This is a genomic window from Streptomyces boninensis (genome assembly GCF_048572725.1).
Lineage (GTDB): Bacteria > Actinomycetota > Actinomycetes > Streptomycetales > Streptomycetaceae > Streptomyces > Streptomyces boninensis.
On record NZ_CP183837.1, the window covers coordinates 6,227,171 to 6,250,953 of the forward strand.

At 69.2% G+C, this 23,783-nt stretch carries 17 protein-coding genes; 9 read left to right on the forward strand and 8 right to left on the reverse strand.

The window, feature by feature from the left end:
• Positions 1-72: 72 nt before the first annotated feature.
• Complete coding sequence (locus ACNNMR_RS28605) at positions 73-2,538, forward strand: SpoIIE family protein phosphatase (protein WP_419997554.1); 2,466 nt, start codon at positions 73-75, stop codon at positions 2,536-2,538.
• A gap of 12 nt (positions 2,539-2,550) precedes the next feature.
• On the opposite strand, the gene ACNNMR_RS28610 is transcribed toward ACNNMR_RS28605, so the two are convergent.
• The 7 genes from ACNNMR_RS28610 to ACNNMR_RS28640 form a co-directional block, all read right to left on the reverse strand.
• The gene (locus tag ACNNMR_RS28610) at positions 2,551-3,303 is read right to left on the reverse strand and encodes a PspA/IM30 family protein (RefSeq protein ID WP_419997555.1); all 753 of its coding nucleotides are present in this window, start codon (positions 3,301-3,303) and stop codon (positions 2,551-2,553) included.
• 47 nt (positions 3,304-3,350) lie between these two features.
• The gene (locus tag ACNNMR_RS28615; protein ID WP_420000509.1) at positions 3,351-5,432 is read right to left on the reverse strand and encodes a TPM domain-containing protein; all 2,082 of its coding nucleotides are present in this window, start codon (positions 5,430-5,432) and stop codon (positions 3,351-3,353) included.
• Between the two features lie 117 nt (positions 5,433-5,549).
• Positions 5,550-7,133 carry a D-alanyl-D-alanine carboxypeptidase/D-alanyl-D-alanine-endopeptidase gene (dacB, locus tag ACNNMR_RS28620; RefSeq protein ID WP_419997556.1) on the reverse strand — a complete coding sequence of 528 codons (1,584 nt, stop codon included), beginning with the start codon at positions 7,131-7,133 and terminating at the stop codon, positions 5,550-5,552.
• Between the two features lie 84 nt (positions 7,134-7,217).
• Positions 7,218-8,006, reverse strand: a complete 789-nt coding sequence (locus ACNNMR_RS28625) for a succinate dehydrogenase/fumarate reductase iron-sulfur subunit (RefSeq protein WP_419997557.1) — start codon at positions 8,004-8,006, stop codon at positions 7,218-7,220.
• On the reverse strand, positions 8,003-9,946 hold the full coding sequence (locus ACNNMR_RS28630; protein ID WP_419997558.1) for a fumarate reductase/succinate dehydrogenase flavoprotein subunit: 1,944 nt from the start codon (positions 9,944-9,946) through the stop codon (positions 8,003-8,005). Before ACNNMR_RS28630 ends, ACNNMR_RS28625 begins: the two co-directional genes overlap by 4 nt.
• Before the next feature lie 16 nt (positions 9,947-9,962).
• A complete protein-coding gene (locus tag ACNNMR_RS28635; RefSeq protein WP_419997559.1) occupies positions 9,963-10,805 on the reverse strand; it encodes a hypothetical protein in 843 nt (280 codons plus the stop codon).
• Positions 10,806-10,856: 51 nt separating this feature from the next.
• Positions 10,857-11,159, reverse strand: a complete 303-nt coding sequence (locus tag ACNNMR_RS28640; RefSeq protein WP_419997560.1) for a hypothetical protein — start codon at positions 11,157-11,159, stop codon at positions 10,857-10,859.
• 299 nt (positions 11,160-11,458) lie between these two features.
• Here ACNNMR_RS28640 and ACNNMR_RS28645 point away from each other — a divergent pair, with 299 nt between their 5' ends.
• Together ACNNMR_RS28645 and typA are read left to right on the forward strand one after the other, a co-directional pair.
• Complete coding sequence (locus ACNNMR_RS28645) at positions 11,459-13,639, forward strand: ABC transporter family substrate-binding protein (protein ID WP_419997561.1); 2,181 nt, start codon at positions 11,459-11,461, stop codon at positions 13,637-13,639.
• A 148-nt stretch (positions 13,640-13,787) separates the two neighbouring features.
• Positions 13,788-15,662: a translational GTPase TypA gene (gene typA / locus ACNNMR_RS28650; RefSeq protein ID WP_419997562.1), complete on the forward strand. Its 1,875-nt coding sequence runs from the start codon at positions 13,788-13,790 to the stop codon at positions 15,660-15,662.
• Between the two features lie 253 nt (positions 15,663-15,915).
• Here the strand turns inward: typA and ACNNMR_RS28655 are convergent, their stop codons facing one another.
• The gene (locus tag ACNNMR_RS28655; RefSeq protein WP_419997563.1) at positions 15,916-16,332 is read right to left on the reverse strand and encodes a helix-turn-helix domain-containing protein; all 417 of its coding nucleotides are present in this window, start codon (positions 16,330-16,332) and stop codon (positions 15,916-15,918) included.
• Between the two features lie 136 nt (positions 16,333-16,468).
• On the opposite strand from ACNNMR_RS28655, the gene ACNNMR_RS28660 reads away from it, so the two are divergent.
• The 6 genes from ACNNMR_RS28660 (at position 16,469) to ACNNMR_RS28685 (ending at position 23,754) form a co-directional block, all read left to right on the forward strand.
• Entirely contained in the window at positions 16,469-17,599 is a 1,131-nt protein-coding gene (locus ACNNMR_RS28660) for a serine hydrolase domain-containing protein (RefSeq protein WP_419997564.1), read from the forward strand.
• 328 nt (positions 17,600-17,927) lie between these two features.
• Complete coding sequence (locus tag ACNNMR_RS28665; protein WP_419997565.1) at positions 17,928-19,553, forward strand: peptide ABC transporter substrate-binding protein; 1,626 nt, start codon at positions 17,928-17,930, stop codon at positions 19,551-19,553.
• Between the two features lie 100 nt (positions 19,554-19,653).
• The gene (locus ACNNMR_RS28670; protein WP_419997566.1) at positions 19,654-20,580 is read left to right on the forward strand and encodes an ABC transporter permease; all 927 of its coding nucleotides are present in this window, start codon (positions 19,654-19,656) and stop codon (positions 20,578-20,580) included.
• Positions 20,573-21,511, forward strand: a complete 939-nt coding sequence (locus tag ACNNMR_RS28675) for an ABC transporter permease (RefSeq protein WP_419997567.1) — start codon at positions 20,573-20,575, stop codon at positions 21,509-21,511. Before ACNNMR_RS28670 ends, ACNNMR_RS28675 begins: the two co-directional genes overlap by 8 nt.
• Positions 21,512-21,524: 13 nt before the next feature.
• The gene (locus ACNNMR_RS28680) at positions 21,525-22,583 is read left to right on the forward strand and encodes an ABC transporter ATP-binding protein (RefSeq protein WP_419997568.1); all 1,059 of its coding nucleotides are present in this window, start codon (positions 21,525-21,527) and stop codon (positions 22,581-22,583) included.
• Positions 22,576-23,754: an ABC transporter ATP-binding protein gene (locus tag ACNNMR_RS28685; protein ID WP_419997569.1), complete on the forward strand. Its 1,179-nt coding sequence runs from the start codon at positions 22,576-22,578 to the stop codon at positions 23,752-23,754. Before ACNNMR_RS28680 ends, ACNNMR_RS28685 begins: the two co-directional genes overlap by 8 nt.
• Positions 23,755-23,783: the final 29 nt, after the last annotated feature.

Here is a 23,783-nt window from a genome sequence, read left to right on the forward strand (position 1 = left end):
CGGATCGGGAACTGGGACGAGGCCCGGTCGCGACCTGAAGTGTGTGTTCCGGTTGAGTAAGGGGGCGGTCGCGTGACGGACCCGTTGTGGCAGGCCAGTCCGCCGGGGTCGATCTATGACCACATCAAGGTGGCGTCGTTCTCGCTCGGCCCCGACGGACGCATCGACAGCTGGAGCGACCGCGCCAGCGACCTGCTGGGCATCCCGGCGGACCAGGCACTCGGCCGCGACCCGGTCGCCGCCTTCGTACCCGATGAGCAGCGGGAAAGCGTCCACCGCGGGGTCGAGACGCTGCTGTCCGTCGAGGGCGGCCTGGAGGGCCGCGAGTGGACCGGGCTGATCCCGTATCGCCGCCCCGGACAGGACGGCGTCGAGGGCATCGCCGAGCTGTACGTCATGCCGACCCAGCGCGCCGACGGCGACCGCGGCGCGCTCTGCGTCGCCGTCGACGTATACGCGCTGCGCCGCATCGAGACCGACCTCGCCGCCTCCCAAGCGGTCTTCGGCGAGTCCCCGATGGGCTTCCTCCTCTTCGGTACGGACGGCCGGCTGCTGCGGGTCAACGAGCGCTTCGCCACCGCCTTCGGCGGCGCCCCCGACACCCACCGCGGCCGCACCCCGCAGGACTACCTGCCGCGGCAGGAGGCCGAGCGGATGAGCGCGGCGCTGAAGCAGGTGCTGGAGACCGGGGAGCCGGTCACCGACATGCAGATACTCGGGCCGTCCCCGGAGGAGCCGCAGCGGCTGCGCTGGTCCGTGTCGATGTACCGCGTACACAGCGGCGGCGGCCGGCCCATCGGCGTCGCCGCCATCGCCACCGACGTCACCAGCCGCCGCCGCGCCGAGCACGAGGCCGCCTCCGCCCGCCGCAATCTCGCGCTGCTCAATGAGGCGGGCGCCCGGATCGGCAACTCCCTCGACCTGCAGACCACCGCCCGCGAGCTGCTGGACGTGACCGTGCCGCAGTTCTGCGACATGGCGTGCGTCGACCTGTACGAGGGCATGCTCGACGGCGACGAGGGCCGCCCCGGACTCGCCGACGGCAGCGCCGAGCTGCGCCGCGTCGCCTTCGCCAGCGCCGTCTCCGACTCCCCGGTGACGCCGGTCGGCGCCACCCACCACTTCCCCTTCCACTCCCCGTACGCGGCGTCGCTGCGCACCGCGCAGGTGCAGGTGATCAGCGGCGACACCACGGTGACATCAGTCGCCGGCGCTCCGGGCGCGGTCGTCCAGACGACGCTTGCCGTCCCGCTGGTCGCCGGCGACACGGTCGTCGGCCTCGTCCAGTTCGCCCGCGCCAAGGGCAGCGAGGACTTCGGCGAGCGCGACACCGCGCTCGCCGTCCAGCTCGCCGCCCGCGCCGCCGTCTGCATCGACAACGCCCGCCTCTACCGCCGCGAACACACCCGCGCGCTCATACTGCAGCGCAGCCTCCTTCCGCCCGGCGACCCGGTCGCCGCGGGACTCGACATCGCCTGCCGCTATCTGCCGGGGCAGTCGGCGACGGAGGTCGGCGGGGACTGGTTCGACGTCATCGAGCTGCCCGGCCATCGCACGGCGCTGGTGGTCGGCGATGTCATGGGGCGCGGGTTGCGCGCCGCGGTGGCGATGGGGGAGTTGCGTACGGCGGTGCGGACGCTCGCGATGCTGGATCTGGAGCCGGCCGAGGTGCTGAGCGCGCTCGACGAGATCGCGCGGGGGCTCGGGGAGTCGTCCGAGGTGTATCTGGCGACGTGCGTGTACGCCGTGTACGACTCGGTCACCCGGCGCTGCACGATCGCGAACGCGGGTCACCTGCCGCCGGTCGTCGTATCGCCGGGGGAGCCGTCGATGCTGATGGAGGTCCCGACGGGGCTGCCGCTGGGCGTGGGCGGCGAGCCCTTCGAGGAGACGGAGACGGAGCTGGAGGACGGCGCGCTGCTCGCCCTGTACACGGACGGCCTGATCGAGTCCCGCGAGCACCCGCTCGCCGAGGGCCTCGATGCCCTCCGCAAGGCCCTGGACGAGGCGGGCCAGCCGCTGGAGGACGCCTGCGACCACGTCCTTGACGCCCTGCCGACCCGGCACGGCGAGGACGACATCGCGCTGCTGATGGCCCGCGTCGAGGGCCTCCCGCCCGGCTCCGTAGGCGACTGGAAGCTCCCCGCGGAACCCCGCTCGGTCGCCCGCGCCCGCGAGCACGCTCGCGCGCAGCTGGTGGACTGGGGCCTCGACGACCTGGTCGACACGACCGAGCTCCTGGTGAGCGAGCTGGTCACGAACGCCCTGCGCCACGGCCAGGGCGAAATCAGGCTCCGCCTGCTCCTGGACCGCACCCTCGTCTGCGAAGTCTGGGACGCGGCCCTGGTCCAGCCCCGCCGCCGCCGCGCCCGCGACACGGACGAGGGCGGCCGCGGCCTGCAACTGGTCAGCCTGCTGAGCCTGAACTGGGGCAGCAGGCGCACCCACCGCGGCAAGACCGTCTGGTACGAACTCGCCCTCCCGGGCGACGAGCCGGCGGCGGAGGATCAGGTGGAGGCGCTGCTGAGCGCGTTCTAGCGCCGAACAGGGCTACGCCGCCTGCTGACCGCCGCCGATCGGTGTGACTGAGCCGCCGCCCTTCAATTGCGCCAGCCTCGCGTCGATCTCCGCCCGCTTGCCCAAGTCGTCCAGCTGCTCGAATTGCGCGTCGAGCGACGAATTCGCCAGCTCCTCCTTGCCCATCGCCCGCGCCTCCTCCCGCCGGATCTTCTCCTCGAAGCGTCCCAGCTCAGCGGTGGGATCGGTGACGTCCATCGAGCGCACCGCATCCAGCATCTGATTCTGCGCCTCAGCCGTCCGCGACCTCGCCACCAGCTGGTCGCGCTTCGAGTTCAGCTCGGTGAGCTTCCCCTTCATCGCCTCCAGATTCGTGCGCAGCTTCTCGACCACCTCCGTCTGGCTGGTGATCATCGGCGCCGCGGTCTTCATCTCGTTCTCGTGCTGCAGCTGCCGCTGCAGCGCCACCCGCGCCAGCTGGTCGAACTTGTCCGCGTCCGCCGCGTCCCCCGACGCCCGCAGCTGGTCGGCCTTCGCCGACGCCGCCATCGCCTTGTTGCCCCACTCGGCCGCGGCGTCCTGGTCCTCGCGGTTGTCCTGTTCCATCAGCCGCAGGTTGCCGATGGTCACCGACACCGCCTCCTCCGCCTCGCGGATGTTGCCGGTGTAGTCGCGGATCAGCTGGTCGATCATGACCTGCGGGTCCTCCGCGGAGTCGATGAGCGCGTTGATGTTGGCCCGGGCGAGCTGGGTGACGCGGCCGAGGATGGTCTGCTTTCCGGTCATGACGCCGATCTCCTTGTGAGCTGCTGAGCTGGTCGATGAGGTACGTACTAGAAGCGGCCGCCGCCGCCCATCCGGCCGATGGTCCCGGTGCCGCCGAACGACCCGGGCCCGCCGCCGAAGCCACCACCCCCGAAGCCACCACCCCTGCCGCCACCCCCGAGCATCCCGCCGAGGATGATCCCGCCGAGCATCCCGGTGCCCATGCCCCCGCCACCGACGATCACCCGCGGCCCGCCGCGCCCCATCCCGCCCATCTGGCCGTAGCCGGACCCATAGCCGGACCCGTAACCCCCGTAGATATCCCGCTCCGCAAGCTCCCGCGCATTGCGCCCCAGGCTGTCCGCCTGCTGCGCGTGCTGCAGTGCGCTGGACGCATCCGACTCCGCAAAGCCCTCGGCCTGCTGCAGATGCCGCTCAGCCTCATGCAGCCGGGTACGGGCGGCGCTCCCGATCCCACCCCGGTGCGTCGTGATGAAGTCGCGCGCCGCCGCCACCTCGCTCCGCGCCGCCAGCAGCGCCTGGTCGAGCAGCCCGCGCGCCTTGCGCTCGGCGGCCTCCCGCTCCCGGGCGCCGGAGAGCGCCTCCTCCAGGCCGGCGTCCGCCTCCTCAAGGCGGCGCAGGGTGTCCATCGGGTCGTACGGCCCCGCGGACACCGCCTGCCGCACCTCCGCCAGCACGGTCTCCGCCCGCGCGATCCGGCCCTGCAGGTCAGCCGTCGAGACGTCATGCGTCGTGCCGGACACCATGCCGCGCGCGTCCGCGAGATCCGCCTGCATGTCGCGGAAGGCCTCCTCGACCTTCGCCGCCGCGGTCTGCAGCTCGTCCGCCCGCCGCAGCACCGCGTCGGTGAGCGTGTCGCACTGCTCGATCGCGCCCTCGGCGGCGCGCACGTGCACCGCCGTGGTGTTGCTGTCGCCCGCGGTCAGCGCCGTACGGGCCTGGGTGAGGTTCTTGGCCGCGAACTGGAAGCGGTCCTTGGCCTCCCGCGGATGGTTCGCGACGGCCGCGAAGGCCGATGACGCGTACGCCTGGGCCAGCCCTGCCAGCTTCTCCTCGGCGTCGTTGATCCGCCCCGGCAGCCGCTCCGCCGCCGCCTCGGCGTTGGCCAGCACCTCGGGCGCCTTGGCGACCATGGAGCGGAGCTGGTCGAAAGCGGTGGACTCGGCGTCCAGGCGGTGGTTGGCGTCCGTGCAGCGGGCGATGATCTCGTCGAGCATCTTCCGCTTGGTGGCGTCGTCCTCGGGATACGCGTCGTCGAGCTGCTGCCGCAGCCGGAAGGCGGCGGTCAGCGACGCCTTGGCGTATCCGATGGCCTCGTTGAAGGGCGCCGCCGCCCCCTCGCCGAACTGGGCGGACGCGAAGCCCAGCTCCTCCGCCGAGGTGCGGATCGCGTCATCCGTCTCCACCAGCAGCGTCCTGGCCTGCGAGTCCAGCTCCGGCAGCGGCGTGAGCTGCGGCGCGCCCCAGCCGCCGGCGCCCTGCTGCTTGCGCTTGCGGCGCTTGGGCGAGAACAGGTATCCGGCCGCCACCGCGGCGCCGCCCACCGCAAGGATCGGCACCAGCGCGTCCGACGCGGTGAACTGCTCCGCCCCGGCGCCGCCGCCCGGGTTCGCCGGGCCCGGGGTGATCTCGGGCTTAGGGATCGGCTTGCCCTCCAGCACGGCCGCGAAGCCGTTCGCGCCGCCGATGGCCGCGCCCGCCCAGTCGTTCTGCCGCAGCGGCGGCTCGATCGCCTCGGCGTTGACCTGCTGGATCTGGTCCTCGGTGAAGCCGGAGTTCTCGGCCGCGGAGACCGCGTACTGGCGGTCGCGGGTGGCGACGGCGAGGAGGATGTCGTTCTGGCCGAGGCCGTTCTTCTGGGCGGTGGCGTCGGCCCAGGACTGGCCGCCGCGGCCGGCGAAATTGCGCACGTACGCGACGTAGAGCTGGATGTTCTCGTCCTCGTCCAGCTGCTTCAGTGCGTCGGCCACCTCGGCGCGGCGGCTGCCCAGGGCGCCGACCTCGTCGGTGATCTGGCCGTCCTTGTCGAGGGTGACGGGGTCGACGGTGGGCGCTGACGCACCCGTGAGCAGCAGGATCCCGGCCGCGCCGAGCGCGGCACACCCGTACCGGAGCCGCCGTATTCGCATCCGCGCCAGGCCCTTCTCGCTGCTCGCACAGGCCGTCGCCCGGCCCGGTCCTATTCGCACCATAAGTTCCATATGGCGGTATCGCGACCGGGTCGGGCGAGGGCCGGCGGCAGCCGCCTAGCAGGCCCTGGGCTTCTGCCAGGAGCACTCGAGGTCGGCCGGGGGTGCCGCCTTCCGGGTGAGTGAGGGCTCCTTGATGGTGTCAGCGCCCTTGCGGTACGAGGCGAGCACCACGGCGATCTTGTCCTCGATGTCCTTCACGGACGAGGCGAGGTAGTTGTTCAGCACGACACTGAAGATCAATTTCCGGCCGTCGGCGGCGGTCACGTACCCGGACAGCGCGGACGCCCCGGTCAGCGACCCCGTCTTGGCGTGTACGTTCCCCGCGGCCGGGGTGTCGCACATCCGCGACCGCAGCGTGCCGCCGACCATCCGGTCGCTCTTGCAGGCGATCGGCAGCGACTCGTACCACTCCTTGAACCACGGCTCGCCCTGCGCATGGTGCAGCAGCTTCGCGAACTGCCCGCTGGGGATGTTGTTCTTGCGCGAAAGACCCGACCCGTCGGCCTGCCGCAGCGTGCCGGTGTCGACGCCGGCCTCACCCTTCAGCCAGCCGCCGATGCGCTCCAGCCCGGCGCCCCAGCTCCCGGACTTCTCCGCCTCGTACCCCATGGTCTTGGTGAGGACCTCGGCGTGCCCGTTGTTGGACAGCTTCATGAACGGGGTGAGCACCTTGGCGAGCGTCATCGACCCGTGCCCGGCGACCTTCTTGGCCCCGTCCGGTACGGCCTTGCCGAGCCGCGTGCCGCCCGCGACCTTCACGCCGTGCGCGGCGAGCTTGTCGCGGAAGACCGAGGCGGCGTAGCCGGTGGGCTCCCAGACGGCGATCCACTGCTTGTCGGTGTCGGCCTGCTGCGGGATGTTCCCGCTGACCACGATCGTGTTGGTGCCGTGCGTCCGCTCGACGCTCAGGGTGCTGGGCGCGTCCTTGCCGACCGTACGGGCGCGGTTGTCGACCTTCACGTAGTGATTCGCCGGCGTCATCTTCACGGACGCGGCGTCCCCGGAGTCCTTGCCCGGGCTGGTCTCGATCACCACATTGCCGTTGTCGTAGTCCGTATCGGCATTGAGGGTGAGCGCGGAGATCTGCGGCTGGTAGTACGCCGACTCGTCGTCCCCCGCCCACGAGTCGCCGAGCCGCCGGTCGTCGAAGCGGGTGTCGTCGGCGACCAGGCGCCCGCTGACCTTCCTGATCCCCTCGGCGGCGACCTTCCCGGCGAGCGCGTCGAGGTCCTCGGCGAGGAGCGTGGGGTCGCCGGTGCCGCGCAGATACAGGTCGCCCTTGAGAGTGCCCCCGGCGCGGCCGCCGGTGGTGAGGACGTCGGTGTCCCACGTGTAGTCGGGCCCGAGCACGGCCATCGCGGCGGCCGAGGTGGGCAGCTTCGTATTGGACGCGGGCATCAGGCGGACGTCGGGCGCCCGCGCGTAGAGCGTCTCCCCGCTGGCGGCGTCCGCGACGGTGACGGAGGCCAGGCCGCCCTCAAGGCGCCCGTCCGCGAGGATATTGTCGAGCGCCTGGGAGAGCGCGTCGTCGTCCGGCGCGGACGACGCGGGCGCGCTATAGCTGAGTCCGGTGGCCAGCAGTGCCGCGAGCAGCGGCCAAAGCGACAGATGCATACGGCGGTTCAAGGGTCTGCGCATGCGCAGGAGCATTGCGGAGGGGCCCTTGCGTCACAAGGGCCCCTCGGGGTGTGTCATTGGTGCGACCGCTGACGGCGGCCCGCGTCAGTCGGTGGCGGACCGCCGCCTGATCTTGTTGCCCAGCCAGACCAGCGGGTCATACTTCCGGTCAACCGCGCGTTCCTTCAGCGGGATCAGGGCATTGTCGGTGATCTTGATGCCCTCGGGGCAGACCTCGGTGCAGCACTTGGTGATGTTGCAGTAGCCGAGGCCGTGCTCCTCCTGGGCCGCGGCTTTACGGTCCAGGCCCTGCTCGCTCGCATCGTCCAGCGGGTGCATGTCCAGCTCCGCGACCCGCATCAGGAAACGCGGCCCGGCGAACGCGGCCTTGTTCTCCTCGTGGTCGCGGACCGCATGGCAGGTGTCCTGGCACAGGAAGCACTCGATGCACTTCCGGAACTCCTGCGACCGGTTCACGTCTTCCTGCATCATCCGGTACTCGCCGGGGGCGACGCCCTGCGGCGGGACGAACGACGGAACCTCGCGGGCCTTCTCGTAGTTGAAGCCCACATTGGTCACGAGGTCGCGGATCACCGGGAAGGCGCGCAGGGGCGTCACCGTGATGGTCTCCTCGCGGGTGAAGACCGACATCCGCGTCATGCACAGCAGCCGCGGCCGCCCATTGATCTCGGCGGAACACGAACCGCACTTGCCCGCCTTGCAGTTCCACCGCACCGCCAGGTCGGGCGCCTGCGTGGCCTGCAGCCGGTGGATGATGTCGAGGACGACCTCGCCCTCGTTGACCTCGACTTCGAAGTCCTCCAGGGCACCGCCGTCGGTGTCCCCGCGCCATACCTTGAACTTGGCGACGTAGCCCGTAGCAGCGGTGGTCATTCGGTCGTCAGCTCCTCGTCGGTCAGGTACTTCACCAGCTCTTCCTTCTCGAAGAGGTCGAGCAGATCGGGGCGGATCGGCGGCATCTCCCGCTTCTCCAGGCGGATCTGGCCGCGCTCCGGATCCGTGGCGGCGAGCCCGCCGCTCGGGTCGGACAGCCGGCAGACGAGATTCGACTTGCGCCAGTCGCGGTCCATCCCCGGGAAGTCGTCCCGGGTGTGGCCGCCGCGCGACTCGGTCCGCTCCCGCGCCGCCCGCGCCACGCACTCGCTCACCAGGAGCATGTTCCGCAGGTCGATCGCCAGGTGCCAGCCGGGGTTGAACTGCCGGTGGCCCTCGACCCCGGCCCGCCGGGCCCGCGCCCGCAGCCCGGCCAGCCGCCCCAGCGCCTCGTTCATCTCCGGCTCCCGCCGGATGATGCCGACGAGGTCGTTCATGGACTGCTGCAGCTCCTGGTGGATCGTGTACGGATTCTCCGGCGGCCGCGCGCCGTCCTCGTCGCTCGGCTCGGCGCTGAAGGGGCGCAGCGCCTCGGCCGAGGCCGTCGAGATCTCCTCCTCGTTGACCACCGGGCGGTCATCCGCGAGCTCCGCCGCGTACTGCGCCGCGTGCAGCCCGGCCCGCCGGCCGAAGACCAGCAGGTCGGAGAGCGAGTTGCCGCCCAGCCGGTTGGAGCCGTGCATGCCGCCCGCGACCTCGCCCGCGGCGAAGAGCCCGGGCACCCCGATCGCGGCCGCCGAGTCCGGGTCGACGTCGACGCCGCCCATGACGTAGTGGCAGGTCGGCCCGACCTCCATCGCCTCCGCGGTGATGTCGACGTCCGCCAGCTCCTTGAACTGGTGGTGCATCGACGGCAGCCGCCGCTTGATCTCCTCGGCCGGCATCCGCGTCGACACGTCGAGGAAGACGCCGCCGTGCGGGGACCCGCGCCCGGCCTTCACCTCGGAGTTGATGGCGCGCGCGACCTCGTCGCGGGGGAGCAGCTCGGGGGGCCGCCGGTTGTTGTCCGGGTCCTTGTACCAGCGGTCGCCCTCCTCCTCCGACTGCGCGTACTTCTCCTTGAAGACGTCGGGGATGTAGTCGAACATGAACCGTTTCCCCTCGGAGTTACGGAGCACACCCCCGTCACCCCGCACCGACTCGGTGACGAGAATCCCCTTCACCGACGGCGGCCAGACCATCCCGGTCGGATGGAACTGCACGAACTCCATGTTGATGAGGGAAGCGCCCGCCAGCAGCGCCAGCGCGTGCCCGTCGCCCGTGTACTCCCACGAGTTGGACGTCACCTTGAAGGACTTCCCGATGCCGCCGGTCGCGAGCACCACCGAAGGCGCCTCGATGACGCAGAAGCGCCCGGACTCCCGCTCGTAGCAGAAGACCCCGGACACCCGGCCGCTGTCGTCCTTCAGAACGCGCGTAACCGTTACTTCCTGGAAGACCTTGAGCTTCGCCTCGTAGTCCCCGGTCTCCTTGAAGTCCTCCTGCTGCAGCGACACGATCTTCTGCTGCAGCGTCCGGATCAGCTCAAGGCCCGTACGGTCGCCGACGTGCGCAAGCCGCGGGTACTCATGCCCGCCGAAGTTGCGCTGCGAGATCCTGCCGTCCTTCGTACGGTCGAAGAGCGCGCCCCAGGTCTCCAGCTCCCAGACGCGGTCCGGGGCCTCCTTGGCGTGCAGCTCGGCCATCCGCCAGTGGTTGAGGAACTTGCCGCCGCGCATGGTGTCGCGGAAGTGCACCTGCCAGTTGTCGCCCGAGTTGACGTTGCCCATGGATGCCGCGATGCCACCCTCGGCCATGACCGTGTGGGCCTTGCCGAACAGCGACTTGCAGATCACGGCCGTACGCAGGCCCTGCTCGCGGGCCTCGATGGCGGCGCGGAGGCCGGCCCCGCCGGCCCCGACCACCACGACGTCCCACTGCTGCCTTTCGACGTGCGTCATTTCGCGTGCATCCCTCTCAGAACAGCGTCGGGTCGTCGAACACGCCCGACGCCACCAGATAGACGTAGAAGTCGGCCGCCCCCACGCTGATCAGCGAGGCCCAGGCCAGGAACATGTGCCGCTCGGTCAGCTTCCCCACCCAGCCCCAGAGCTTGTACCGCACCGGGTGCTTGGAGAAGTGCTTCAGCCGGCCGCCGAGGATGTGCCGGCACGAGTGGCAGGAGAGGGTGTACGCCCAGATCAGCACGATGTTCGCGAGGAATACGAGGGTGCCGAGGCCCATGTGGCCCCACTCGTAGTCGCTGTTCCTGAACGCGAGCGCGGTGTCCCATGTCAGGACCAACGCGACCAGCACGGCCGCGTAGAAGAAGTACCGGTGGATGTTCTGCAGGATCAGCGGGAAGCGGGTCTCGCCGGAGTACTTCTTGTGCGGCTCCGCCACCGCGCAGGCCGGCGGCGACGCCCAGAAGCCGCGGTAGTAGGCCTTGCGGTAGTAGTAGCAGGTCAGGCGGAAGCCCAGCGGGAAGACCAGGATGAGGATCGCGGGCGAGAGGCCCCACCAGCCCCCGAGGAGGTCGAAGTTGGGGCCGCCCTTCATCGCGTCGCAGTTCTCCGCCAGGCAGGGGGAGTAGAAGGGCGATACGTACGGGGCGGCGTAGTAGTCCGTGTTCGCGAAGGCCCGCCAGGTCGAGTAGATGACGAAGGCGAGCAGCCCCGCCGTGGTGGCGGCCGGGGCCAGCCACCATCGGTCCGTACGCAGATGCCGCTCTCTGATCGCGGCGCGCCCTGGGGCGGTGACGCCCCCGGGTGCTGGTGGCGGACTGTCGGGGGCGGGTCGTTCGGTGGCTTCGGTTGCCAAGGTGGTCTCCGGGACGGGGATGGGGGAGGTGGGGTCGGGAGCCTCCGCCCGCTAGGGAGCGTGTCGGTCGCTCGCGCCGAGTCCTTCGTCGTCGCAGTCGCTCCACAGGGAGCGGTCGTACGGCTGGTCCGGGATCCGTACCACCGACGGCTGCGGTCCGGCCGACCGCGGCGCGGAGTCACGCAGCAGCGCGAGACTCTCGCGCAGATGCTCGGTGTCCGTACGGACCCGGCGGATCTCCAGCTCACCTACGCCGGGACTGCCGCCCTCGAATTCGAGCTGCAGCCGGGCAATGGTGCGCGAGAGATCGTCGAGACAGCGCTGAGCCGCCGTCAGTTCGTCGTGCAGGGACATCTTCTGCCCTCACCTCCGCAATGTGCGGCGCTGACCTGGTGAGTGTTGCGCGTCACAGTTGCGCTTGGGAAGGGATCTGCGGATATCCGCCCCGGAGGGGGACAAGCCGTGTCGTCTTGACGCCCTGCTTCTTACGAAGGTTCTTACGAAATTCCCATCACTGGGCCGAATGGGTTGGGATCGGGCCGTAAACCGCCGAGCCTCCACGATCGGGTGGGTTCCCTGTCATTCAGTGGGTTGGCACTCGATGTGATGAGCTGGAAAAGGGGCCATAAGTGGGCACCGCGGAGGTATCGGACATGACCCAAGTCAGCCGCAGGCAGCACCGCCGCGCCGTACGGGCTACGGCGGCGCTGGCCGTCGCAGGCCTGATGGTGCCCCTGGTGGCCTCATGCAGCTCGGACGCCGCCTCCTCGACGGCCGCCGAGGATGTCACCACCGCGCAGCGCTCCGCGCTGCAGCGCGGCGGCACCGTGCGGTGGGCGGTGGATGCGCTGCCGCACACGTACAACGCCTTCCAGGTCGACGCGGGCGAGGCCACCGACCGCGTCGCCGAGGCCGTGCTGCCGGCGCTCTTCACCACCGACAAGCACGGCCGTCCGCAGCTCAACGAGGACTACCTCCGCTCGGCGGAGGTCACCAAGCGGGAGCCGCGGCAGAAGGTCGTCTACCGGCTCAACCCCAAGGCCCGCTGGAGCGACGGCCGGCGCATCGGCATCGCCGACTTCCGCGCCCAGTGGATGGCCCTGAACGGCAAGAACAACGCCTTCTGGACCGCCCGCAACGCCGGCTACGACCGCATCCAGAAGATCAAGCCGGGCAAGAAGAGCGGCGAGATCGAGATCACCTTCAAGGAGCCGTACGCCGACTGGCAGGGCCTCTTCACACCGCTGTACCCGAAGAGCGTGATGAGCAGCCCCGACGCCTTCAATGACACCTCGCGTACGGAACTTCCGGTGGTCGCGGGCCCGTTCACGCCGGCCGGCGGGAACGGGGACGACAGCAAGGGCGACAAGAAGTCCAAGAAGCGGCCCAAGCTGAGCAAGAAGCGCGGCGTCGAGCTGGTCCGTAACACCGCCTGGTGGGGGAGCCGCCCGGCGCTCGACAAGCTGGTCTTCAAGCCGGTGGCGCGCGCTGACCGCGAGCAGGCGCTCGCGGACGGCAAGATCGACATCGCCGAGGTCGACCGCGACTTCGCGCTCGAGGTCGCCCAGGCGCACAAGGCGATGCGCGCGAAGGCGCGGACGGCGCAGGCGGCGGGGAAGCCGCAGCATGCGCAGCACGTCAGCGAGGTCGCGAAGAAGAAGGACGACAACAAGAACAAGGGGAGCAAGAAGCTCTCCAAGGCCGAGCAGCAGGCAGCGGACGTGGCGGACCTGCCGAAGAAGTTCACCGTCCGCAAGGCCCTGGAGCCCGCCTACACCCAGCTCGCCCTCAACGGCAGCAGCGGCCCGCTCGCCGACGAGGCCGTGCGGCACGCCGTGGCCCGCGCCGTCGACCGCGGCGAGATCGCCCGCAGCGTCCTCGGCCCGCTCGGCCTCCCGGCGCGGCCGCTGGGCAGCCACCTCTTCATGAGCGTCCAGCAGGGTTACGAGGACCACAGCGCCGCCCTCGGCAAGCAGGACGTGCAGGCCGCGCAGGCGCTGCTCGCCGACGCCGGCTGGAAGGGCGGCCCGGTCGGCCGCAAGAAGGGCACCGCGGACGCCAAGCAGGACGACTCCAAGCCCGGCATGCTCGCGCCGCGGGCGGCCGAGATGCCCTTCTCCGTGGCCGAAGGCGCGGAGCTGCACCGGACGGCGCTGCGCGAGCAGGCCAAGCTGATGAAGGTCGCCTCGAAGTACGGCGAGGACGGCACCGAGTACGGAAAGGCCAGGAAGGCCGCCCGCGCCACCCAGGCCAAGCTGGCCAAGGAGAGCGACCCGCTGGCCGCGGCCCCGCGGAACCGGCCCTTCGTCAAGGCGGGCAAGCCGCTGACGCTGAAGTTCGTGGTGCCGTCCGATGACGGCTCGGCGCAGCTGCGGGCGGTGGCGGGCCGGATCGTACGGATGCTGGACTCGATCGGCGTGCGCGCCAAGATCATCAAGGCGGGCGGCGACAGCTACTTCAAGGACTACATCGCCGCAGGTCAGTACGACCTTGCGCTGTACTCCTGGCCCGGCACCGCCTACCCGGCCACCGACGCCCGCCCGATCTACGCCAAGCCGCAGCCGGCGCCCGACGGCTCGCTGGTGGTCGAGCAGAACTACACCCGGGTCGGTACGGACGAGGTCGACCAGCTCTTCGACCAGGCGGCGGGCGAGCTGGACGCGACGGCGCAGCGGCAGCTGCTGGCGAAGGCCGACACCCGGATCTGGGCGGCGGCGGGGTCGCTGCCGCTGTATCAGCGGCCGCAGCTGGTGGCGACCAAGCGGGGGCTGCTGAATACGGGGGCGCATGGCTTCGCGACCCCGCGGTACCAGGACATCGGGTGGCGTCGCTGAGCCCGATCTGAGGCCTAGCTGAGGCCTGAAAGGCAGGACCCGCGGCCGTCCCCGTAAAATAGGGGGCGGCCGCGGCGATGCCCGCCCGGCGGCGGCTGGATAAGACCATGTAAGCCGCGACCCACGATCCCCGGAGAAGCGGCACCGCATGCCCACGCGCAACGACATCCGCAACGTCGCCATCGTCGCCCACGTCGACCATGGCAAGACCACCCTGGTCGACGCCATGCTCAAGCAGGCCGGCGCCTTCGCCGCGCACCAGCTGGAGTCCGTCGACGAACGGATGATGGACTCCAACGACCTGGAGCGTGAGAAGGGCATCACGATCCTCGCCAAGAACACGGCGGTGAAGTACCACCCCAAGGGCGGCGGCGACCCCGTCGTGATCAACATCATCGACACCCCCGGCCACGCCGACTTCGGCGGCGAGGTGGAGCGCGGCCTGTCCATGGTCGACGCGGTGGTGCTGCTGGTGGACGCGTCCGAGGGCCCGCTGCCGCAGACCCGCTTTGTGCTGCGGAAGGCGCTGGAGGCCCGGCTCCCGGTCATCCTGTGCATCAACAAGACGGACCGGCCCGACTCGCGGATCGCCGAGGTGGTCGACGACACGTACGACCTCTTCCTGGACCTGGACGCGGACGAGGAGCAGATCGAGTTCCCGATCGTCTACGCGTGTGCGCGGGACGGCATCGCGTCGCTGACCAAGCCGGGTGACGGTGAGGTGCCGCAGGACAGCGACAGCCTGGAGCCGTTCTTCACGACGCTGCTGGAGTCCGTTCCGGCCCCGTCGTACGACGAGGGCGCCCCTCTCCAGGCGCATGTCACGAACCTCGACGCCGACAACTTCCTCGGGCGTATCGCGCTGCTGCGGGTCGAGCAGGGTGAGCTGAAGAAGGGGCAGACGGTCGCTTGGATCAAGCGGGACGGGTCGATCCAGAACGTCCGTATCACTGAGCTGATGATGACGGACGCACTGACGCGGAAGCCCGCGGAGAAGGCCGGCCCCGGTGACATCTGCGCGGTCGCCGGCATCCCCGACATCATGATCGGCGAGACCCTCGCCGACCCGGAGAACCCGGTCGCGCTTCCGCTGATCACGGTCGACGAGCCGGCGATCTCGATGACGATCGGTACGAACAACTCGCCGCTGGTCGGCAAGGGCGGCAAGGGCCACAAGGTCACTGCGCGCCTGGTCAAGGACCGGCTGGACCGGGAGCTGATCGGTAACGTCTCGCTGCGGGTGCTGCCGACCGAGCGCCCCGACGCCTGGGAGGTCCAGGGCCGCGGCGAGCTGGCGCTGGCCATCCTCGTGGAGACGATGCGCCGGGAAGGCTTCGAGCTGACGGTGGGCAAGCCCGAGGTCGTCACCAAGGAGATCGACGGCAAGGTGCACGAGCCGGTCGAGCGGATGACGATCGACGCGCCCGAGGAGCACCTCGGCGCGATCACCCAGCTCCTCGCCGCCCGCAAGGGCCGCATGGAGACCATGACGAACCACGGCTCCGGCTGGGTCCGCATGGAATTCGTCGTCCCGGCGCGCGGCCTCATCGGCTTCCGTACGGAATTCCTCACCCAGACCCGCGGCACCGGCATCGCCCACTCGATCTTCGAGGGCCACGAGCCGTGGTTCGGCGAGCTCCGCACCCGTAACAGCGGGTCGCTGGTCGCCGACCGCATGGGCGCGGTGACGGCCTTCGCGATGACGAACCTGCAGGAGCGCGGCACGCTCTTCGTGGAGCCGGGCACGGAGGTCTACGAGGGCATGATCGTCGGCGAGAACTCTCGTGCCGACGACATGGACGTCAACATCACCAAGGAAAAGAAGCTCACCAACATCCGCTCGGCGACGTCGGACATCGCGGAGTCGATCGTCCCGCCGCGGAAGCTGTCGCTGGAGCAGTCGCTGGAGTTCTGCCGGGATGGCGAGTGCGTCGAGGTGACGCCGGAGACGGTGCGCATCCGCAAGGTGGCGCTGGACGGGCGTGAGCGGGCGCGGGCGGCGTCGCGCGCGAAGCACGCGTAGCGCTTCCCGGAGGACCCTGTGGCTTCGCCACGGGGTCCTCAAGCGCCGGACGGGCTGATAGTGCGCGGGCCGGGCTTGATCCCTCCCTCCGGGAGGAGGGCCGAGTGGAACGACGCCGCCGGAAAAACCCAGCACCGAGCAGCGTGCCGACCACCACGTTTTTTCGGTGGTGTCGTGGAACTCGGACCGGCCCACCTACGATCAAGCCTGTCCGGCGCTTGAGGACATCCGTGGCGATGCCACAGGATGCACCTCAGCGCGTGGACGTCACCGTCACATCCTGCTCCTCGCCCTGGAGGGCGACCGCCCCGCCGAGGGCGAGCACCACTGCCGCCGCGGCGGCCGCCAGCGCCCGCGGGAACGCCCGCCGGCGGCGCCCAGGCGCATCGCCCAGCGCCGCACGGCTGCGGGCCGCCAGCCAGGACTCCGCTGCCTCCTCGCTCAGGCCGCACGCGCGCACATACGCCCGCAGCAACGCTGCTCGCGGCAGCGTCTCCCGGCTGAGCATCGACGCCGTCGTCGAGGACGGGAGCCAGTCGCCGGCCGCTGAGGCCGCGCGTTCCAGCTGGCGGTAGCTGAGGCCGGACCAGGTCTTCAGGCGGCGCAGCTGCGCCAGGAATTCCGCCTCGTCCGCCGTGGAGGGCGGCTCGGGGGGTGGGGTGGCTGGCATGGGCGCTCCCTCGTTGACCTGGGCGTACGGCGATTCGTACGGACTCGGACACCCCGTCATCTTGGGCAGGGCGGGTGGTGGGGGTCAACCTGCGCTTGCAGAGCGTGAGTTGATCGCTTCCGTGCCGAGGAGTCCTATGAAGAGCCGTGTCGTCGTCGCCTTGCTTACCCTCCTGCTCGTCGCCTGCGGGCAGGCGGAGGCCCGGGTGGCCACCAAGGGCGATCCCGTCGACCATCGCATCGATGCCTTCCTGCGCGACGCCATCCCCGATGGGCCCACCGGCACCGTCATGGCCGCCCGCGGCGGGAAGCTGCTCCACTGCGCCGGATTCCCCCGGCAGCGCGCCAACGACTGCGACACCGGATACGACGTCATGTCGATCACGAAGCAATTCACGGCCGCCGCCATCCTGAAACTGGAGGCGATGGGGCGGCTGAAAGTGAGCGATCGACTGAGCCGGCACCTGGGGCCCGTACCGAAGGACAAGCGCCGCCTCACCCTCCACCAGATCCTCACCCACACCTCCGGCCTCCCCGAGTCCCTCGGAGACGACTACGACCCGGTCTCCCGCGACCAGCTCATCCGCCGCGCGCTGCGCGCAAAGCTCCATGGCGCCGGGAGCTTCCATTACTCCAACACCGGCTACAGCCTCCTCGCCGCCGTCGTCGAGAAGGCCTCCGGCCTGCCGTACGAGCGCTTCCTCGCCACCCGGCTCTTCGCGCCCGCGGGCATGACGCACACCGGCTACGTCCTCCCGCACTGGCGCCGCGGCCAGCTCGCCGTCGAGTACGACGAGCGCGGGCGCAGCCAGGGCACGCCGCTCGACCACCCCTGGGCCGCCGACGGGCCGTACTGGAACCTGCGCGGCAATGGCGGGATGCTCTCCACGGCCCGCGACATGTTCGCCTGGCATCGCGCGCTCAGCCGCCCCGGCCGGGTGCTGCCGGCGCCTCAGCTGCGCAAGCTCCTCAAGCCGTACGTGCAGATGCCCGACGACAGCGGCTGGTACGGGTACGGCTGGGCCTTCGCCGACACCCCCGCCGGGCGGGCGGCCTGGCACAACGGTGGGAATGGGTGGTCCTTCGCCAGTACCGGGCGGCTGGCCGCCGATGATGTCGCCGTTTTCTGGGTAAGTAACACCGCGCACCGCCGTGGACGCTGGAATATGGAGAGGCTTGAGGAGCGGATCACCTTCGGCGTGGCGCGGCGGGCGGGCAAGGAGGCGGGAGCATCCCGGACTTGGGCGGAGGGCGCAACCGGTTTTTGATCATGAAGCGTCCGTTATTCGGACGGTTCAACCCGCATCTCGCGTTAACAGACCGTTTCGTGGCTGTCTGTCTAGCCTTGTTGTGTCCATATTTCGGCCAATCCATCACGCGAGGTGTGATCGGATCGAGACCAACTCGGCGTAGTTGCCGCGTCCAACTTCCCCGATAGTGATGGGCATTGAGCTCGACCACATGGCAGGCCAACGGATTTGGCGTGTCGGCATGCGAGCGTGCGCAAGGCGGGGGGAGAGTGCCGGGAGGTTGCACCGGCATCAACTAGCCCTGTGTTTCGACTCGTTGGACAGTGATTCTCGAGGAGGCTTACCCATGCGGGGTGCGACAAGTGCCAAGTGGGCGGCGGCGGGCATAGCCGTCGCGATGGCGGCGACGGCCTGTGGTGGCGGCGACGACGGTGGCGACGGGGACAAGGCGGCGTCGAAGCCCCAGGTCACCATGTATTCGGGCGAGCCCCAGCACGGCCTGATCCCGTCCAACACCTACGAGTCCGAGGGCACGCAGGTCATCCAGGCGCTGTTCACCGGCCTCGTGAACTACGAACCGAAGACCCAAGAGGTCCAGCTCGCCATGGCGGAGTCCATCGAGAGCCCGGACAGCAAGGTCTGGACGATCAAGCTGAAGGACGGCTACACCTTCCACAACGGTGAGAAGGTCACGGCCAAGTCCTATGTGGACGCGTGGAACTGGGCCGCCAACCAGGAGAACGCCCAGGAGACCAACCCGCTCTTCGCCAAGGTCGACGGGTACAAGGACCTCAACCCAGGCGAGAAGAAGAAGCCGACGGCCAAGACGATGAAGGGTCTGAAGGTCGTCGACGACAAGACCTTCACCGTGACCTTGTCGGCGCGGTTCAGCCAGTTCAAGACCATGCTGGGCTTCAACCCGTTCATGCCGCTGCCGCAGGCGTTCTTCAAGGACCCGAAGGCCTTCGAGGAGGCGCCGATCGGCAACGGCCTCTTCAAGATGAGCGGGAAGTTCGAGCACAACAAGCAGATCAAGACCGTCGCGAACAAGAAGCACCCCGACGCCTCCAAGCTGAACATCTCCGGCGTCACCTTCAAGATCTTCTCGGATCTGGAGGCGGGCTACCGCGAGCTGCAGGACGGCAACGTCGACATCATGGACACCATCCCGGTGTCCGCCCTGGAGACCGCGGACCAGGACCTCGGCGACCGGTACCTCACCGGGCCGCAGGCCTCCGTCGCGTACGTCGGCTTCGACAACAAGACGCTGAAGGCCACCGACGCCGACACCCGCAAGGCCATCTCCATGGCCATCGACCGGAAGACCATCGTCGACAAGATCTACGCCGGCAGCCGTGAGGTGGCCGACGACTTCGTCAACAATGGCGTGCCGGGCTACCGCAAGGGTCTGTGCAAGGCCTGCACGTACGACCCGAAGGGTGCGAAGAAGCTCTACGAGGCTTCAAAGGGGCTGCCGGGCAACAGCCTGACCCTCGCGTACAACGCCGACGGCGACCACGCGCCCTGGATCAAGGCGGTCGCCAACCAGCTCGAGGAGAACCTCGACATCAAGGTGAAGGTCAAGCCCTACGAGCAGTTCCAGGGCATCCTCAACGACCTCGGCGACAAGAAGTACGAGGGCGCGTTCCGGATGGGCTGGATCCAGGACTACCCGTCCATCGAGAACTGGCTGCGGCCGCTGTTCTCCGAGGAGGCCATCACCAACGGCTCGAACTACTCCGGCTACGTCAACCCGCAGTTCGAGAAGCTCCTGGACGAGGCCGACCAGTCGGAGTCCGATGACGCGGCCCTGAAGAAGTACCAGGAGGCCGACGACGTCCTCATCAAGGACATGCCGTACATCCCGATCTACAACTACAGCAAGATCGGCGCCGTGAGCGAGGAGCTCTCGCCGATCGTGATGGACCCGCAGAACCAGGTGGACTGGACCTCGGTCAAGCCCGCCTCGTAACCGGTCCTCAGAACCTCCGCTCCAGGGCGGCAGCCGCAGCGCCGGGAAGTCCCCCGGCGCTGCGGCCCGCGCCCGAACAATCCGCATTACTGGAGTCCTGATGGGCCGCTATCTAGTCCGGCGCCTGCTGCAGGCGATCCCTGTACTGCTCGGTGCCACCCTGATCATTTTTCTGCTTGTCTTCGCCCTGTCCGGCGACCCCCTGCAGGCGCTCTCGGGCGACCGCCGCCTTAGCCCGGCCGTGGCGGCGCAGCTGCGCGAGGAATACCACCTGAACGACCCCTGGTACGTGCAGTACTGGTACTACATCTCCGGGGTCTTCAGCGGAGACTTCGGCGAGACCTATACGGGCCGCGAAGTCGCCGAGATCATGAGCGAGCGCTTCCCGGTCACCCTGAAGCTGACCGGTCTGGCCTTCCTCATCGAGGCCGTGCTCGGCGTGCTCGCGGGTGTGCTGGCCGCGCTGCGCAAGGGCAAGTTCCTGGACCAGCTCGTGCTGCTCAGCACCCTGCTGCTGATCTCCATCCCGATCTTCGTGCTCGGCTCGATCATGCAGCTGATGGTCGGCGTGAAGTGGGATCTGCTCCCCGTTACGTACAAGGACGACGAAGCCTTCACCAGCCTGCTGATGCCGGCGTTTGTGCTGGCCGCCACATCCACCGCGTATCTCGCGCGGCTGATGCGCACCAGCCTGATGGACACGATGGGCGCCGACTATGTCCGCACCGCCGTGGCCAAGGGGCTGCGCCGCGAGCGCGTCCTCGGCCGGCACGCGGTGCGTACGGCGCTGATTCCGGTGGTGACCTATCTCGGTTACGACCTCGGCTCCCTCATGGGTGGAGCCATCATCACCGAGAAGATCTTCAACATCCCAGGCGTCGGCAGCCAGTTGTTCCAGTCGGTCTATCTACGCGAGCAGACGACGGTCGTCGGTTTCGTCACCGTGCTGATCCTCGTCTACATCCTCGCCAACCTGCTCGTGGACTTCCTGTACGCCGTGCTCGATCCGAGGATCCGCTATGACTGAACCGACCTCCGCTGCCCAAGTAGCCGATCCGGGAACCCGCGCGCTGGGCGGTCCCGAGGAGCCGGAGAAGGCCGAGCGGACCGCCAGCCTTTGGTCTGACGCCCGGCATGACCTGATCCGCAACCCGATCTTCATCATCTCCGCGGTCGTCATCCTCGGCCTGATCGTGCTCTCCATCGCGCCGCAGCTCTTCACCGAGCGGAGCCCGTACGAGAAAGGCTTCAACCAGCTGGAGAACTCGATGGAGCCGCCCGAGGACGGGCATCCCTTCGGCTACGACGTGCAGGGTGGCGACGTCTATATCCGGACCATCTACGGCGCCCGGAACTCCGTCATCGTCGGCATCCTGACCAGCGCCATGACCACTATGGTCGGCGGGATACTCGGGCTGATCGCCGGGATGCGGGGCGGCTGGCTGGATTCGGTGCTCTCCCGTATCACGGAGATCTTCTTCGCCATTCCGCTGATGCTGGGCGGGCTGCTCTTCCTGTCGATGTTCGACACCGGCAATGTGTACACCGTGGCGCTCATCCTCATGGTGCTCGGCTGGCCGGCGGTGTTCCGGATCATGCGTGGTGCGGTGCTGGCCAATAAGCACAACGACTACGTGATGGCCGCCCGCGCGTTGGGTGCCGGCACGTGGCGGATCGCGACGCGCCATGTGCTGCCCAACGCGCTCGCGCCGGTGATCGTGCTGGCCACCATCAACCTCGGGATCTACATCTCGGCGGAGGCGGCGCTGTCCTATCTGGGGATCGGCGTGCAGGACCCGAACATCTCCTGGGGGCTCATGATCAGCGATGCCCAGAGCCGGTTCCTGAACCACCCGCACATGCTGCTGTATCCATCGCTCTTCCTGAGCGTGACCGTGCTGGCGTTCATCATGCTCGGCGACGCCGTACGCGACGCCCTCGACCCGAAGCTGCGCTGAGGAGGGCGTCAGGATGACACTTATCGACAAGACCTCGGATCTGCCGGGGCCGCGGCCGGAGCAGGGCGCGGGCGGACCGCTGCTGGAAGTCCGTGACCTGCATGTGGAGTTCAGTACGCGGGAGGGCGTGGCCAAGGCCGTCAACGGCGTCAACTACAGCGTGAGCGCGGGCGAGACCCTTGCCGTGCTGGGTGAGTCGGGGTCGGGGAAGTCGGTCACCGCTCAGGCGATCATGGGGATCCTCGACATCCCGCCGGGGAAGATCGCCAAGGGCGAGATCCTCTTCCAGGGCCAGGACCTGCTGAAGATGTCCAACGAGCAGCGGCGGCTGATCCGCGGCCGGCGGATCGCCATGATCTTCCAGGACGCGCTGTCCGCGCTGAACCCGGTCTTCAGCGTCGGGTATCAGCTGGGCGAGATGTTCCGGAAGCATCAGGGCGCCTCGCGCAAGGAGGCCAAGGCGAAGGCCATCGATCTGATGGACCGGGTCCGTATTCCGGCGGCCAGGCAGCGGGTGGGGGACTATCCGCACCAGTTCTCGGGCGGCATGCGGCAGCGCATCATGATCGCGATGGCCATGGCGCTGGAGCCTGACCTGATCATCGCCGACGAGCCGACCACGGCGCTCGATGTCACCGTGCAGGCGCAGGTCATGGAGCTGCTCGCGGATCTGCAGCGCGAGTACAACATGGGCCTGATCCTCATCACCCACGACATGGGCGTGGTGGCGGACGTCAGCGACAAGATCGCGGTGATGTATGCCGGGCGGATCGTGGAGACGGCGCCGGTGCACGAGCTGTACCGGCGGCCCGCGCATCCGTACACGAAGGGGCTGCTGAACTCGATTCCGCGCCTGGACCAGAAGGGCCAGGAGCTGTACGTGATCAAGGGTCTGCCGCCCAGCCTGACCCGGGTCCCGTCCGGCTGCGCCTTCAACCCGCGCTGTCCGATGGCGCAGGACGTGTGCCGCACCGATGTGCCGCCGCTGTACGAGGTGAAGGACGCGGACGACCGGCTGGTGCCCGGGCGCGGGAGCGCGTGCCACTTCTGGAAGGAGACGCTCGATGGCTGACCTCGACAAGTCCGGCGAGGGCAAGCCCGGCGAGGGCAAGGCCGGAGCCGAGCCGCAGGACGCCACCCCGAGCCTGAGCAAGGTGGATCAGGCGGACGCGACGACCGACGAGTCGGCGATCGCCGTCATCGAGCGGCCGGCGGAGCGGGGCGAGCCGATCCTGCAGGTGCGCAGCCTGGTCAAGCACTTCCCGCTGACCCAGGGCATTCTGTTCAAGCGGCAGGTCGGTGCGGTACGGGCCGTGGACGGTGTCTCCTTCGACCTCTATCAGGGCGAGACCCTGGGGATCGTGGGGGAGTCCGGCTGCGGCAAGTCCACGGTGGCGAAGCTGCTGATGAAGCTGGAGGAGCCGACTTCCGGGGAGATCTTCTACAAGGGTGAGGACATTGCCCGGCTGAGCGGCCGGGCGCTGAAGGCGGTGCGCCGGAACATCCAGATGGTGTTCCAGGACCCGTACACCTCGCTCAATCCGCGGATGACGGTCGGCGACATCATCGGGGAGCCGTTCGAGATCCACCCGGAGGTGGCGCCGAAGGGTGACCGGCGGCGGAAGGTCCAGGAGTTCCTGGAGACGGTGGGGCTGAATCCGGAGCACATCAACCGGTATCCGCACCAGTTCTCGGGCGGGCAGCGGCAGCGCATCGGGATCGCGCGCGGGCTGGCGCTGAACCCGGAGATCATCATCTGCGATGAGCCGGTGTCGGCGCTGGACGTGTCCATCCAGGCGCAGGTGATCAACCTGATGGAGAAGCTCCAGGACGAGTTCAACCTGTCCTACATCTTCATCGCGCATGACCTGTCCGTCGTACGGCACATCTCGGACCGCATCGGCGTGATGTATCTGGGGCGGATGGCGGAGATCGGCACGGACACGCAGATCTACGACCACCCGACGCACCCGTACACCCAGGCGCTGCTGTCCGCCGTGCCCGTACCGGACCCGGATGTGCGGGAGGACCGGGAGCGGATCATCCTCACCGGCGATGTGCCGTCGCCGGCGAATCCGCCGTCGGGCTGCCGGTTCCGTACGCGCTGCTGGAAGGCCGCGGACCGGTGCGCGACGGAGGAGCCGCTGCTCGCCGTCCCGGAGGTCTTCAGCAGGTCGGACTCGCCGGCGAACCACGAGTCGGCCTGCCACTTCGCCGAGGAGAAGTCGGTGCTCGCGGGCTGAGCCGTGGTCGGGCGGCCGGCATCCGGGGT